The 13,259-nt window shown below is 62.5% G+C and carries 14 protein-coding genes; 13 read left to right on the forward strand and 1 reads right to left on the reverse strand.

From position 1 onward, the window contains the following. The first annotated feature begins 12 nt into the window (after positions 1 to 12). The 11 genes from ACZY0X_RS19265 to ACZY0X_RS19315 all read left to right on the forward strand — a co-directional run bounded on the left by ACZY0X_RS19265 (position 13) and on the right by ACZY0X_RS19315 (position 9,644). On the forward strand, positions 13 to 1,041 hold the full coding sequence (locus tag ACZY0X_RS19265) for an MCE family protein (protein ID WP_463772671.1): 1,029 nt from the start codon (positions 13 to 15) through the stop codon (positions 1,039 to 1,041). Then, entirely contained in the window at positions 1,038 to 2,327 is a 1,290-nt protein-coding gene (locus ACZY0X_RS19270) for an MCE family protein (protein ID WP_463772673.1), read from the forward strand. The genes ACZY0X_RS19265 and ACZY0X_RS19270 overlap by 4 nt, the downstream gene beginning before the upstream one ends. 23 nt (positions 2,328 to 2,350) lie before the next feature. Beyond that, positions 2,351 to 3,658 (forward strand): MCE family protein, encoded by a 1,308-nt coding sequence (locus tag ACZY0X_RS19275; RefSeq protein ID WP_463773357.1) that lies wholly within the window; start codon positions 2,351 to 2,353, stop codon positions 3,656 to 3,658. Further along, the gene (locus ACZY0X_RS19280; RefSeq protein WP_463772675.1) at positions 3,655 to 4,791 is read left to right on the forward strand and encodes an MCE family protein; all 1,137 of its coding nucleotides are present in this window, start codon (positions 3,655 to 3,657) and stop codon (positions 4,789 to 4,791) included. Before ACZY0X_RS19275 ends, ACZY0X_RS19280 begins: the two co-directional genes overlap by 4 nt. Before the next feature lies 1 nt (position 4,792). Beyond that, entirely contained in the window at positions 4,793 to 6,250 is a 1,458-nt protein-coding gene (locus ACZY0X_RS19285) for an MCE family protein (protein ID WP_463772676.1), read from the forward strand. Continuing rightward, positions 6,214 to 6,822 carry a mammalian cell entry protein gene (locus ACZY0X_RS19290; RefSeq protein ID WP_463772677.1) on the forward strand — a complete coding sequence of 203 codons (609 nt, stop codon included), beginning with the start codon at positions 6,214 to 6,216 and terminating at the stop codon, positions 6,820 to 6,822. Before ACZY0X_RS19285 ends, ACZY0X_RS19290 begins: the two co-directional genes overlap by 37 nt. Next, positions 6,819 to 7,472: a hypothetical protein gene (locus tag ACZY0X_RS19295; protein ID WP_463772678.1), complete on the forward strand. Its 654-nt coding sequence runs from the start codon at positions 6,819 to 6,821 to the stop codon at positions 7,470 to 7,472. Before ACZY0X_RS19290 ends, ACZY0X_RS19295 begins: the two co-directional genes overlap by 4 nt. 23 nt (positions 7,473 to 7,495) lie before the next feature. Then, positions 7,496 to 7,936 carry a lipoprotein LpqH gene (locus ACZY0X_RS19300; protein ID WP_463772679.1) on the forward strand — a complete coding sequence of 147 codons (441 nt, stop codon included), beginning with the start codon at positions 7,496 to 7,498 and terminating at the stop codon, positions 7,934 to 7,936. Positions 7,937 to 7,976: 40 nt separating this feature from the next. Next, complete coding sequence (locus ACZY0X_RS19305; protein WP_463772681.1) at positions 7,977 to 8,492, forward strand: CAP domain-containing protein; 516 nt, start codon at positions 7,977 to 7,979, stop codon at positions 8,490 to 8,492. A gap of 95 nt (positions 8,493 to 8,587) precedes the next feature. Next, positions 8,588 to 8,698, forward strand: coding sequence for a hypothetical protein (locus ACZY0X_RS19310; protein ID WP_463772682.1), 111 nt, complete (start codon positions 8,588 to 8,590; stop codon positions 8,696 to 8,698). Positions 8,699 to 8,807: 109 nt separating this feature from the next. Next, on the forward strand, positions 8,808 to 9,644 hold the full coding sequence (locus ACZY0X_RS19315; RefSeq protein ID WP_463773358.1) for an alpha/beta hydrolase-fold protein: 837 nt from the start codon (positions 8,808 to 8,810) through the stop codon (positions 9,642 to 9,644). A gap of 147 nt (positions 9,645 to 9,791) precedes the next feature. On the opposite strand, the gene ACZY0X_RS19320 is transcribed toward ACZY0X_RS19315, so the two are convergent. Next, the gene (locus tag ACZY0X_RS19320; protein ID WP_463772683.1) at positions 9,792 to 10,940 is read right to left on the reverse strand and encodes a polyprenyl synthetase family protein; all 1,149 of its coding nucleotides are present in this window, start codon (positions 10,938 to 10,940) and stop codon (positions 9,792 to 9,794) included. A 158-nt stretch (positions 10,941 to 11,098) separates the two neighbouring features. Here ACZY0X_RS19320 and ACZY0X_RS19325 point away from each other — a divergent pair, with 158 nt between their 5' ends. After that, positions 11,099 to 12,559, forward strand: a complete 1,461-nt coding sequence (locus ACZY0X_RS19325; protein WP_463772685.1) for an amino acid permease — start codon at positions 11,099 to 11,101, stop codon at positions 12,557 to 12,559. Next, positions 12,556 to 13,257, forward strand: coding sequence for an SDR family NAD(P)-dependent oxidoreductase (locus tag ACZY0X_RS19330; protein WP_241402115.1), 702 nt, complete (start codon positions 12,556 to 12,558; stop codon positions 13,255 to 13,257). The genes ACZY0X_RS19325 and ACZY0X_RS19330 overlap by 4 nt, the downstream gene beginning before the upstream one ends. The last annotated feature ends 2 nt before the right edge of the window (positions 13,258 to 13,259 follow it).

Consider the following 13,259-nt stretch of genomic DNA (forward strand, 5'->3'; position numbering starts at 1 on the left):
AGGCACACGAATATGCAAAAGGGTTTGTTCACAAAGATTCTGCGGCTGTCCGTCTACGCGACGGTCTGTACGGGTCTGACGTTTCCGCTTATCGCGATCGTGGCTCAGCTCCGTTTTCAGCCGCAGGTCAGCTATTCGGCGGTGTTCGCGAATGTCTCGGGATTGCGCCCCGGCAACTTCGTTCGCGTCGCCGGTGTCGAGATCGGCAAGGTCGAGAGAATCACCGTCCGGCAGGACTCAACGGTTCTCGTCGAGTTCGGGGCGAACGACTCAGTGTCCCTGACCGAAGAGAGTAAGGCCGCGGTCCGATTCAGCGACCTCATCGGCGGCCGATTCCTAGCGCTCGAACAGGGGCGCGGCGAAGGTAGAAAACTCAATTCGGGGGCCATCATCCCAATGAGCCGTACCGAGCCTGCACTGGATCTCGAGGCGCTGGTCGGTGGTTTTCGGCCCTTGTTCCGCTCGCTCGAACCAGCTCAGGTGAACGCTCTGACCGGCCAACTCATCGCAGCCTTCCAAGGGCAGGGGGCCACGGTGAGCTCAATCCTCACCCAAACAGCCGCACTGACCAATACTCTCGCTGATCGTGATCAGCTAATCGGCCAGGTCATCACGAACCTGAATACGGTGCTTGCTTCAGTCGGTGACAAGAGCGACCAGTTCGCCAAGGCGGTCGACTCGGTGTCCGAGCTGGTCGCCGGCCTCGAAACGCGCAAGAAGGACATCAGTAACGGAATCACATACGCGAACGCGGCGGCTGGGACGATCACCGATCTGCTGAGCCAGGCCCGCGCACCGATCAAGACGGTGGTGCAGGAGATGGATCGGACCGCGGGAACGCTGCTATTGGATCACGAGTATCTCGACGACCTGCTCAAAACACTGCCGGACGCGTATCAGAAGCTCGACCGCCTTGCTCTTTACGGTGACTTCTTCAGCTTCTATATGTGCGACGTCGTGCTGAAACTCAACGGCAAGGGCGGTCAGCCGACCTACGTCAAGGTTGCCGGCCAGGATTCCGGGAGGTGCGCCCCGAAATGAAAAGCTTCGCTGAACGCAATCCCTACATAACCGCCGTCGTCGGTGTCGGTATCACCGTCCTTGCGGCGGTGGTCGCTCTGAATTACGACAAGCTGCCGTTCGTCAATAGCGGAACGGACTACTCGGCCTACTTCACCGAGGCGGGTGGCCTGACGTCAGGCAGTGCCGTCGCAGTGTCGGGCTACGACGTCGGAGAGGTATCGAGCGTCGAGCTTGACGGACCGGGAGTCCTGGTGAAATTCCATGTCGCCGGGGTGCGGCTGGGGGAACGCACCGAGGCTTCCATTCGGCTGGAGGGCCTACTGGGGACCAGGCACCTAGAACTCACTTCACGCGGAGACGGGGAGCTCAGCGAGCCAATCCCGCTGGAGCGAACGACAGCGCCGTACGAGTTACCCGATGCACTGGGTGATCTCACTAAAACCATCAGTGGCCTGGACACCGATCAGCTGTCAGATTCTCTTACCGTGCTCTCCGAAACATTCGCCGATACCGCTCCCGCGTTGAGGGAAGCGGTAAAGGGAGTGGCCAGAGTGTCGGACACATTGGACAAGCGCGACGACGAACTCCGAAACCTGTTGAAGAACGCCAACAAAGCCACAACGGTGTTGGCCGAGCGGAGCGACAAAGTGGTCGCGCTCATCCACGATACCAACGCGTTGCTCGTAGAACTGCAATCCCAGAGTGCCGCACTGGATCAGATATCGGCCAACCTGTCGTCTCTCGCTCGAGAGCTGAAAGGCTTTGTGGCGGACAATAACCAGACGTTGAAGCCAATGCTGGACAAACTCAACGGAGTTCTTGCCATCGTCGACAATCGCAAGGACAACGTGCTCACAGCGTTGAGCAAGCTCAACTCCTACGCACTCGGGCTAGGAGAAGCGGTGGCGTCTGGCCCCTTCTTCAAGGCCTACGTCGTCAACCTGCTGCCCGGACAGTTCGTGCAGCCCTTCGTCGACGCGGCGTTCTCCGATCTCGGTCTGGATCCGAGCGTCCTCGCGCCCACCGAGCGCGCTGACCCGCAAATCGGGCAACCGGGCACGCCGCCGCTTCCAGTTCCGTATCCACGCACCGGTCAAGGCGGCGAACCGCATCTGAACCTCCCCGACGCGATCACCGGCAAGCCCGGCGACCCCCGCTACCCGTATCGGGAGCCCCTGCCCGCGCCACCACCGGGCGGGCCGCCGCCAGGGCCTCCTGCGCTGCCCGGTGACAGCGCCTCTCCATCCGCAGTGGATCAAGCGGGACCCATTGATTCCGAACCGGCGCAAGGGGATGGACAGTGAGACTTCTCAAGTCCCGTTATGCGATGGTCAGTGCGGCCGTCGTCCTGGTGGTGTCGTTGGTCGGCGGAATCACCGTGGCCATACACACTTCCGGCAGTGCCCGGCGCACACACATTGTTGGATACTTCGACAACAGCAACGGTGTCTATGTGGGTGACCACGTGGTCATTCGCGGTGTCCCAGTGGGGGAGATCGACAAGATCGAGCCTGAGCCCGACCGGGTGAAGATCTCATTCTGGTACGAGAGCAAATATCAGGTGCCTGCCGATGCAAGGGCGGCGATCTTGTCGCCGACCTTGATCACCGCCCGGGCTCTTCAGCTCACGCCGGCTTACAGCACCGGACCGGTGATGCAGGATCACGAGATAATCCCCCAAGAACGCACTGCCGTTCCGGTGGAATGGGACGACCTGCGTGCAAATTTGGAGAAGCTGACCAAGACATTGCAGCCGACGGAGCCCGGTGGCGTCAGCACGCTGGGTGGGTTTGTCAGCACGGCAGCCGACAACTTACGTGGCCAGGGTCAGGACATCCGGGAGAGCGTGACGAAGCTGTCGCGGGCCGTTTCCACTCTCGGTGACCATCGGGGCGACCTGTACTCCACGATCAAGAACCTGGCGATCATGGTATCTGCCCTGGAAAGCAGCGGTGATCTGCTGACAGCGCTGAACGGGAACCTGGCTTCGGTGACAAGCCTTGTCGCCAACGATCCCAACGAGGTCGGCGACGCCGTGCGAGATCTCAGCGAGGTTGCCGGCGATGTCACGAGGCTCGTGGCCGACAACCGCGAGGCATTGGGCATCAGCTCGGAAAAACTGACGTCGATCTCCAACGCGGTCGTAAAGAACATTGACGACGTCAAGCAGGCATTGCATGTGTTCCCGACCACGGCGCAGAACTTCGTCAACATCTACCAACCCGCGCAAGGCACCTTGAGCGGAATCCTGGCGGCCAATAACTTTGCCAATCCAATCCAGTTTCTGTGTGGCGCGATTCAGGCGGCGTCGCGGCGAGGCGCTGAGGAGTCCTCGAAGTTGTGCGCCCAGTACCTGGCGCCGATTGTGAAGAACCGTCAGTACAACTTTCCGCCCCTCGGTCTGAACCCGTTCGTTGGGGCGACGGCACGCCCCAACGAACTCACCTACAGCGAGGACTGGATGCGTCCGGACTACATCCCGCCGCCAGCACCACCGTCGACCGAGCTGACCCCGACGGATGCCCCGGCACTGCCGGCAGAGATAGGTGGCGCGCCACACGACACGGCACCGGCGGCGCTGGATCCCGCCGACGGCCTGTTGGGCATGATGGTTCCCTCGGGGGCTGGTCAATGATCAAGTGGCACCGTATCGGTACGAAACTGCTGATGGTCGTGGCCATCGCCGGGTTGCCGGCGTGCAGCGACTTCCAGGGACTGAACACGGTGGCGTTGCCGGGTACCAAGGGAGGCGGCCCCGGTTCCTACCGCGTTCAGGCGCAGCTGCCCGATGTGCAGAACCTCGAACGTAACTCGCGCGTTCGGGTCAACGACGTGACGATCGGCAATGTCTCGAATATCGAGGTGCAGGGTTGGCATGCGCTGGTCACCATGACGCTCGACAGGGATGTCGACCTGCCTGCCAACGCGACGGCCACCCTCGGTCAGACGAGCCTGCTGGGCTCGGTGCATATCGAGCTAGCACCTCCGAAGGACGTTCCCGCGGAAGGCAAACTGAAGGACGGATCGCTGATCCCGCTGTCATCTGCCCGCGCAAACCCATCGACGGAACAGACACTGTCCTCGCTCGCGATGGTGCTCAACGGTGGTGGCGTGGGCCAAATACAAGACATCGTCTCGGCGATGAGCACCGCACTCACCGGTCGCGAAGACGAGGTGCGAAGCCTGATCGATCAGTCCAACACGTTTGTCGGCTATCTCAACGACCAGAAGCATGACATCATCGCCGCGGCAGACAGTCTCGATAAACTGGTCGGCCGGTTCGCCGATCAGAAACCGGTCATCGACCGAGCCTTGGAAACCGTGCCGGATGCGTTGACCGTGCTCAAGAACGAGCGGGACACCATCACTGAGGCGGCGTCTCAGGGCGGCCAGCTCAGCGCATTGGTCACCGACACGGTAAATCAGACCAAGGAGAATCTGGTCCAAGAGTTGCAGGATCTCGGTCCGGTGTTGAAGTCCCTGGCCGATGCGGGACCGGCGTTGACCAGGTCGATGGATCTGCTCTCCACTCTGCCGTTCCCGAAGCCCACTCTCGACAAGTGGATTCGGGGCGACTACGCGAACCTCACGGCTGTCGTCGATCTGACGTTGAGCCGAATCGACGCTGGAGTGTTCACCGGCACCCGATGGGAAGGCGATCTCACGGAACTGGAGATGCAATGGGGCCGCACCATCGGCCAGATGCCCAGCCCATACACCGCGGGAAATCCGCTGGTTGCTCCCTACCATTTCGATCAGGGGCGCTGATATGCGGCTGAAACGAGCAGTCAAGATCCAATTGGCGATCTTTGCAGTGATCGCCACCGTCGGTGTTTCGTTCATGTTCTTCGGTTACATGCGCATACCGGCAACGTTTTTCGGTGTAGGTCGGTATACCGTGACTGTGGAGTTGCCACAGGCCGGGGGCCTGTATGCAGACGGAAATGTGACATACCGCGGCGTCGCGGTGGGGCGGGTCGTGGATGTCCGCTTGACTGACACCGGCGCCGCGGCAGTCCTCAGTCTCAAGTCCGGCATCGATATCCCCGCCGACCTTGATGCCGAGGTGCACAGCGTTTCGGCAGTGGGTGAACAGTACGTCGCGTTGCTTCCGCGCAATCGAGATGCGAAACCTCTGAAAGATGGCGACGTCATCCCGGCCAGCCGCACCGCCATTCCACCGAACATCAACTCACTGCTGGCCTCGGTCAACACCGGGCTGAAGGCAATCCCCGGTGATGACCTGAAGACGGTGGTCGATGAATCCTATCTAGCTGTCGGCGGGCTTGGACCGGATCTTTCTCGGCTGCTGGACAATACGATCGCGCTGTCGAGAGGGGCCAGAGAGAATCTAGACTCCTTCGTGACACTCATCGACAAGTCGAAACCACTGCTGGACAGCCAAGTCCAGTCGTCAGGCGCTATCCAGGAGTGGGCGTCCAACCTGGCAACGGTCACCACTCAGCTGAAGAACAACGACGCGTCCGTCGCGGGCTTGTTGACGGAGGGCAGCAAGTCGACTGACGAGGTCCGGATGCTGGTCGATGAGTTACAGCCGACCCTGCCTATCCTTTTGGCCAATCTGGTCAGCGTAGGCGAGGTTGCGCTGACCTACCGAGACAACATCGAAACACTGCTTGTGGCGGTGCCGCAGGCGGTGGGCAACGTTCAGGGGATATTGGTTGCCAATACCGGCACCAAACAGGATTACGTCGGAGCGTATTTGAGCTTCAACCTGAACTTGAACTCGCCGCCGCCGTGTACCACCGGATTCCTGCCGGTTCAACAACAACGAGCCCCCAGTTTCCAAGACGCCCCCGATGTTCCCGAAGGGAACTTCTACTGCCGTATACCGCAGGACTCCCAGCTCACCACGGTCCGTGGCGCACGCAACCTGCCCTGTGCAGGGCGACCGGGCAAGCGCGCACCGTCGGTGAAGATGTGCGAAAGCGATGAGGAGTACGTACCGCTCAACGACGGCTTGAACTGGAAAGGGGATCCGAATGCGACATTGTCCGGTCAGGACATTCCGCAGTTAGCTCCCGGCGAGGCGCCGCCCGAACCGAGTGGTGCAGGTATTCCGCCGCTCGCCGTCGTCGAGTACGACCCAGCCACGGGTGGTTACGTCGGGCCAGACGGGCAACTGCACAGACAACGCGACCTCGCCCAGAACCCCGAAGAGGAGCAGCCATGGCAGGACTTGTTGATACCGCCGACGGGGCGTTGAGCGATCACGCCGACATCGAGGGGAACGAAGACGTGGTTGACGCCGACGTCGAACTCGACTCCGATGAGAGGGCAGGGGACACCTCGCCGGTGTCACGCCGTCGGATAGCTCTGGCAGTGAGTCTTTCGATCGTGGTTGCTCTGGGCGTACTAGTTGGGTGGCAGGGGTTTCGCTTGTACCAGTCGCACAATGCTGAAGCGCAGCGTGAGTCGTATGTTCAGACGGCGCGTCAGGGGGCGCTCAACCTGACCACGATTGACTGGGAGCACGCGGACCGCGATGTTCAACGCGTTCTGGATTCCGCCACGGGCGCGTTTCGGGACGACTTCGCCCAACGATCAGAACCATTCATCGACGTGGTCAAGAAGGCGCGTTCGCGGTCAGAAGGCTCAATCACTGAATCTGCATTGGAATCTCAATCGTCAGACACAGCTCAGGTATTAGTGGTCGCCCGGGTCGCCATCACGAATGCTGGTGCACCAGAACAGGAACCGCGGAGATGGCGGATGCGGATGTCTGTCCAGAAGATTGACAACGAGATGAAGATCTCCCAAGTCGCCTTCGTGCCATGACAACCGGCCAGACTGGTAGCAGGGTGGAAGCAATCAAGGAATCGAAAGTCGATGACCGCAGCATGCGGGTGCCGGATGATGAACAAGACCAGGATGTTCTATCCTCCGATACCCAAGGCGCCGACAGTGTTGTCGACGAAGCTGAGACGACGCCAGCCAAGCGTCGAGCCCGTTTGTCCGGCGTAATCACCTATGGTCTGCTGCCCGGTCTGGCACTGCTGTTGGCGGTTACGGCAGGCTGGTTGAAGTGGCAGGACTCGTCGCTTCGCGTCCCGGAGAACAGCGTGCACGAAACCGTCCAGGCGGCGACTGAAACGGCCACCGCCATGCTGTCCTATAACGCGGAGTCCGTCGAACAGGACTTGCACGCTGCACAGGGTCGGTTGACCGGGACGTTCAAGGAGTCCTATACGCAGCTGACGAACGACGTCGTGATTCCGGGCGCCAAGGCGCAACGTATATCAGCCGTCGTGCGGATCCCTGCCGCGGGCTCGGTGTCGGTCACGCCGAAACATGCAGTGGTTCTGGTATTCGTCGATCAGACAGTGGTCGTCGGCGAAGAGGCTCCGACTGACATGTCGTCGGTGGTCCGGGTGTCCATGGACAGGGTCGGTGATCAATGGCTGGTCTCCGGATTCGAACCCATATAGCGATTCACGACAGGGGAGGCGCCATGAAGATCGAATATGTAACTGCGGCAGCACTATTTGTTGTCGTTGGCGGCGTCGGCTGTTCGCCAGAACCGGACCCGGTGGGCCCGCACCTCGGCCTGAAGTCATCTGGAGTGGCGCAGTTGACCGTCGACGGTGCCGACGCCGGCCGGATCGAGGCGGTGCAGTGCACGCCGGCCGCGCATACGACGTCGATCGTAATCGGAGCCGAACCCCCGGTCGCGGCAGCCACGATCTCGAATAGCGATGGCCTCAAGGTCAAGTGGGTCAAACTACGTGATGCACATGGCTTCACCGGTAGCTACAACGAGGGGCTGGGCGGTGAGGCTCACGTCGATCTTACTGGCTCTACCTATCAGATATCCGGAATTGCAGGTGGTTTCGACATGCGAAATCCGAGCCAGTCGACTACTGCAGAATTCGCAATCGAGGTTACTTGTTAGCCGACTACGAGAGAATTCTGGCGCCGGTTAGGCGTCGTCGATGTGGGATCGTCGTCTACTACTCAACGATGTCGGGATCAAGATGAAAACTGTTGCACTATTGACTCTTATCGTCATTTCCGTCGCGCTGGCAGTGCCGGGAACCGCACGCGCCGACAACAGACGGCTCAACAACAGTGTGGTGGACAATGTCTACACGGTTCAGCATCAGGCCGGCTGCACCAGTGACGTGCAGATGAATCCGAACCTGCGTCAGGCGGCGAAATGGCATGTCGATGACTTGATGGCGAACCGAAACCTCGACAGCGGCAGAGGATCTGACGGTTCTACCGTGGCGGACAGGGCTCACTCCGCGGACTACCGCGGTGCGGTCGCTGAGACAATCGCCATCAATCCGGCTATCGCCATCAGCGGCATTGAGATCCTGCGTCAGTGGTATTACAACCAGGCGGACCTGGCGATCATGAGCAACTGCGCCAATACCGATATAGGTGTCTGGTCGGAAAACAGCATCGACCGGACCGTGGTTGTGGCCGTATACGGAACTCCAGCATGAAACATGCCGTGTCCGCGTGTGTCACCCGTCTGACGGGTACTTCGCGTCACTAACACCCGTTCGCGCAGTGCAACTTGAAAGTAGGTGAGAACACGATGGATCCAAGTCCGGACTATGACGCCAGTGATGAGGTCGAGTACTTCTTCAACTGGCTGGCGTGGGGGCTTCGAGGGACCTACCCGCCGCCAGCCTATCCGCCGGTGTAGGTGAAACATGCCGGGCATTGAGTTGAAGTCCGTAGGTGTGGTGTCGCCGAGTGGCCATCGACCGGTAATCATGTTGCTGCGTGTGCTGTTTGCCGTCGTGACGCTGGTGATGTTCCTGTGGACGGCTGCTGCTGGAAAGGCGGCCTCGGGTGTGGAGTATTTGATGGTGCCGTCGGGTGCGATGGGCCGCGATGTTCCGGTGACGTTCCGGGGTGGCGGTCCGCATGCGGTCTATCTTCTCGACGCGTTCAACGCAGGGCCCGACGTCAGCAATTGGGTGTCGGCCGGCAATGCGATGAACACCCTGGCAGGCAAAGGTATCTCGGTGGTGGCCCCGGCCGGTGGCGCGTTCAGCTTCTACACCAACTGGGAACAGGACGGCAGCAAGCAATGGGAGACCTTCCTGTCTCAGGAACTGCCGGACTGGCTGGCCACGAACAAAGGTCTGGCCCCAGACGGTCACGGTGTGGCGGGTGCGGCGCAGGGCGGTACTGCAGCGATAGCGCTGGCGGCGTTCCACCCAGATCGGTTCCGGTTCGCCGCATCGTTGTCCGGTTTCCTGACCCCGTCGTCGACGACGTTCAACGGTGCGATTACCGCGGGTATGGCGCATTTCGGCGGCATCGACTCCTATGGCATGTGGGGCGCCCCGCAGCTGGGCCGCTGGAAGTGGCACGACCCGGATTCGCATCTACAACTGTTGGTTGACAACAACACCCGGCTGTGGGTGTTCAGTCCGTCGACTCTGACCTGCAGTGACCCGGCGGCGATGATCGGCTACTGCGACCAGGCCCAGGGCAGCAACCGGGCCTTCTACGCGCACTACAGATCGGTCGGTGGCCGCAACGGACACTTCGATTTCCCGGATGGACCACAGCACGACTGGGGTAGCTGGGGACCGCAGCTGGGTGCGATGTCTGGCGATCTAACAGCTACGATCAAGTAGCCGAAATGCCCTATTGCATGGTCATGAAGGAGAGCAGGCCGCCACGGGCCCCTTCCTAGCGCAATCCACAGATTTCGCCCGCAGATGTGTCACCGGTGGTTGATGGTGTCAACGCCTGCTGGGCGACGGCGATCCCGTGGGTCAGGATCAGCGCATGAAGGACACATCGGTGCACTCGGTCAGCAACCCGCGCAGGCCTGTGAGCGCGGCCGGGTCAGTCGAGCGGGGCACGTCCGCGAGCGCCTGATCGGCGACCGCGACCAGGTCGGCTATCCGCCGCCGGACGTGATCCGCTGCGCCGCAACCCAACATGATGCGTCGCACCTCGGCGATCGCAGCCGGTTCTGCGGCGGCGTCGCCGACAACACTCGATAGCGTCCGCGCATCTGATCCGGTGGCCAGCTCCACAGCCATCCCCAGCAGCTCGGTTGGCTTGCCGGAGCGGATGTCGTCACCCGCGCTCTTTCCGCTGGTCTCGGTCGAGCCGAACAGATCGGCGAGATCGTCGCGCAGTTGGAAGGCATGCCCCACCGCGCGGGCGTAGTCGTTGAGAGTCTGGGCAGTCGTCGGCGAGGCCGATCCGGCGAGACCGAGGCCCAGCTCGACCGGGCGCTCGACCGTGTAGGCGCTGGTCTTGTACCGCCGAATCTGGCTGGCCGTCGCGGCGTCGTACCGGTGACCGGCCTGCGCACGCAGTTCCAGCAGCTGACCGGATATGACCTCAACCCGCATGGACCGGACGACGCGCGACATGGCGCGCTGCCGGGCAGGTGGCAGCCCTGACACCGCGTCGTCGAACTCATCGTGGGCTGCCGACCACAGCAGGTCGCCCACCAGCAACGCGGTGTGATCGCCGAACACCACAGGATCACCCGACCAGCCCTGGTCGCGGTGCTGCCCCGCCAGTGACGCGCGCACCGACGGCTGGCCGCGGCGAAGTTCGGAACCGTCGACGATGTCGTCGTGCACCAGGATGGCCGCGTGCAGAATCTCCAGTGACGCCGCCAGCCGGACGATCGGGCCGGTGTCCGTGCCACTGTCGTCGGCCACCCGCCACGCCCAGTAGGCAAACCGCGGCCGAAGCCGCTTACCGCCCGCTGTCACGGCGGACATGCCGAGCTGCGCGACGACGTCCAGGTGCTCGTCGATAACCCGCATGGGCTCGACCACGTCGTCGGTGACGGAGACAGCCAGACGCTCCTCCAGTGCCGCCAGGAAGGCGGCGATCTCATCGTTGTCGCGCACGACACCCTCGTCCTGTCGGTTCTCGAATGGCGCCGCGAGTCTATGGGCCACGCAACCGCCTCGTCGGCCCCGGGCGTGCAGGGCTGTAGTTCCCTACAGTGCCGGGCCGCGTGACTGTGCGTGCAACCCGGCATTCGCCAACGGGGGTGCGCCGCCGGGTGTCACATGTCCATACTTCCGTGTCCATGCAGCACCGAAAGGCGGTCCAGATGGCGACCAGTGGTCAAATAGATTCCGCGCCTGGGGAATTGAAGCGAGAGTTCTCGCTGTGGTCGGCGTTCGCGTTTGCATTCGCGTTCATCTCGCCGATCGTTGCGATGTACGGCATATACGGATTGTCGCTGGCCGCGGCAGGCCCCGGGTTCTGGTGGACCTTCGTCATCGTCGGCGCCGGACAGTTCGTCGTCGCGCTGGCGTTCTCCGAACTGGTGTCACGCTGGCCGTTCGAGGGCTCGATCTACCAGTGGACGAAGCGGCTGGCAGGTGAGGTGGCCGGATGGTTCGCCGGCTGGATCTACACCTGGGCGCTGGTCATCATCATGGCCACCGTCGCCTACGGTGGTGCCGGCTTCCTGGCCCAGTTGATCGGGATCGAGGCCCCCACCGCGGTCCAGCAGAGCGTAGTCGCGCTGCTGATCCTGCTCGCCGGAACCGGCGCCAACATCCTTGGCCGCGGCTTCCTGAAGGCCCTCATGGTCGGCAGCATCATCGCCGAGATCGTCGCCTCGGTGGGTCTGGGCACATACCTGCTCATCTTCCACCGCCACCACGGGCTCGACGTGATCCTGCAGGGCTTCGACGCCACCAGCGGATGGACGTGGGCCTTCGTCTCCGGACCGTTCCTGGCCGCTCTGGCGTTCACCGGTTGGTCCATCCTGGGCTTCGAGAGCGCCGGCGCCATCGCCGAGGAGATCAAGGAACCGCAACGCAACGTCCCGAAGGCCATGCTCTTCGCGGTCAGCTTCATCGCCATCGTCATCGCCTACGCGTCATTGGCGGTCACCCTGGCCGTGCCCGACTTCGACAAGATCCGTTCCGGCGAGGTCGCCGACCCGGTGAGCTATGTGCTCGGCAGCGCACTGGGCGAATCGGCAGTCAAGCCGATCCTGCTGGCCTTCGTCGTCGGCTTCCTTGCCAGCTTCCTGGCGCTGCAGGCGTCGGCCTCGCGGGTCATATGGTCCTTCGCCCGTGACGAGGTGTTGCCGGGGTCGCGGATCCTGGTCAAGCTGTCCAAGGCCGAGGCACAACCGGTCCGGGCGATCCTGGTGACCACCGTCATCGGCGCCTGCGTCTACCTGATCTCGGCAACCGACGTCTACTCGGTCCTGGTGACGTTCACCGCCGGCGGCTACTACCTGGCATTCCTGTTCCCCCTGGTGACCGGACTGGTTGCGCGCCTGCGGGGCAAGTGGGTGCCGGGGCCCTGGAACCTTGGCAGGTTCGGCACACCGGTGGCGGTCCTTGCCGTGCTGTGGGTCGGTTTCGAGTTCGTCAACATCGTCTGGCCGCGCACCGTATCCGAGTCGTGGTACATCAACTGGGCGTTCTTCGTCGCGATGGGTGTGATCCTCCTGCTGGGCGCGGTCATCGTGAAAACGATCAAGGTGGGCCAGCGCCGGCCCGGCGAGGCCACCGAACCGGCCGACGAACCAGTGAGCGAGCCCGTATGAGCGCCGGTCAACGCGTCGCCGTCATTACCGGGGCCGGTAGTGGTATCGGTGCCGCGATCGCGGCGCTGCTCCGAGACCGCGGCTGGATCGTCGCGTCGATCTCGAGGGAGCCCGCACCGGACACCGACCTGTGGCAGATCGCCGACGTCGCCGACGAGCAGGCCGTGAAAGACGCAATCGAGCACGTACAGAACACCTTCGGACAGATCGACGCAGCCGTCGTCTGCGCCGGGCACTACGAGGAGATTCCCGCACTCGACATCGTGGCGTCGGCGTGGCAGCGGATGCTGCGCGTGCACGTGGGAGGTCTGGCCCACGTGTGCCGCGCGGTCCTGCCCGACATGCGCAAGCGACGCAGTGGGCGCATCGTCGGAATCGCCTCTGAGCGCGCAATCGGCGGCGGCAGCAACGACTCTCACTATGCGGCCGCCAAGGGTTCCGCACTGAGTCTGCTGCGCAGCATCGCCGTCGAGGTGGCTGCAGACGGAGTCCTGGTCAACGCCGTTGCGCCCGGGCCATGTGACACGCCGCTACTGCCGGCCGACTCGTGGGAACGCGGCGCACAGTTCGTCGAGACGCTGCCTGCGAGGCGTATCGCTGATACCGGTGAAGTCGCCGAGCTGGTTCGTGCGCTGCTGGAGGAGGACCTGTTCCTGTGCGGAGAAGTGTTGTCGGTCAACAGCGGAACGGTGATCTGACG

The sequence above is a fragment of the Mycobacterium sp. IDUB_39 genome (assembly GCF_055419205.1).

Excerpts from the sequence above, each read along its gene's own strand:
- ACZY0X_RS19265 (WP_463772671.1), top strand. The coding sequence starts at position 13 with ATGCAAAAGGGTTTGTTCACAAAGATTCTGCGGCTGTCCGTCTACGCG.
- ACZY0X_RS19270 (WP_463772673.1), top strand. The coding sequence starts at position 1,038 with ATGAAAAGCTTCGCTGAACGCAATCCCTACATAACCGCCGTCGTCGGT.
- ACZY0X_RS19275 (WP_463773357.1), top strand. The coding sequence starts at position 2,351 with ATGGTCAGTGCGGCCGTCGTCCTGGTGGTGTCGTTGGTCGGCGGAATC.
- ACZY0X_RS19280 (WP_463772675.1), top strand. The coding sequence starts at position 3,655 with ATGATCAAGTGGCACCGTATCGGTACGAAACTGCTGATGGTCGTGGCC.
- ACZY0X_RS19285 (WP_463772676.1), top strand. The coding sequence starts at position 4,793 with ATGCGGCTGAAACGAGCAGTCAAGATCCAATTGGCGATCTTTGCAGTG.
- ACZY0X_RS19290 (WP_463772677.1), top strand. The coding sequence starts at position 6,214 with ATGGCAGGACTTGTTGATACCGCCGACGGGGCGTTGAGCGATCACGCC.
- ACZY0X_RS19295 (WP_463772678.1), top strand. The coding sequence starts at position 6,819 with ATGACAACCGGCCAGACTGGTAGCAGGGTGGAAGCAATCAAGGAATCG.
- ACZY0X_RS19300 (WP_463772679.1), top strand. The coding sequence starts at position 7,496 with ATGAAGATCGAATATGTAACTGCGGCAGCACTATTTGTTGTCGTTGGC.
- ACZY0X_RS19305 (WP_463772681.1), top strand. The coding sequence starts at position 7,977 with ATGTGGGATCGTCGTCTACTACTCAACGATGTCGGGATCAAGATGAAA.
- ACZY0X_RS19310 (WP_463772682.1), top strand. The coding sequence starts at position 8,588 with ATGGATCCAAGTCCGGACTATGACGCCAGTGATGAGGTCGAGTACTTC.
- ACZY0X_RS19315 (WP_463773358.1), top strand. The coding sequence starts at position 8,808 with ATGTTCCTGTGGACGGCTGCTGCTGGAAAGGCGGCCTCGGGTGTGGAG.
- ACZY0X_RS19325 (WP_463772685.1), top strand. The coding sequence starts at position 11,099 with ATGGCGACCAGTGGTCAAATAGATTCCGCGCCTGGGGAATTGAAGCGA.
- ACZY0X_RS19330 (WP_241402115.1), top strand. The coding sequence starts at position 12,556 with ATGAGCGCCGGTCAACGCGTCGCCGTCATTACCGGGGCCGGTAGTGGT.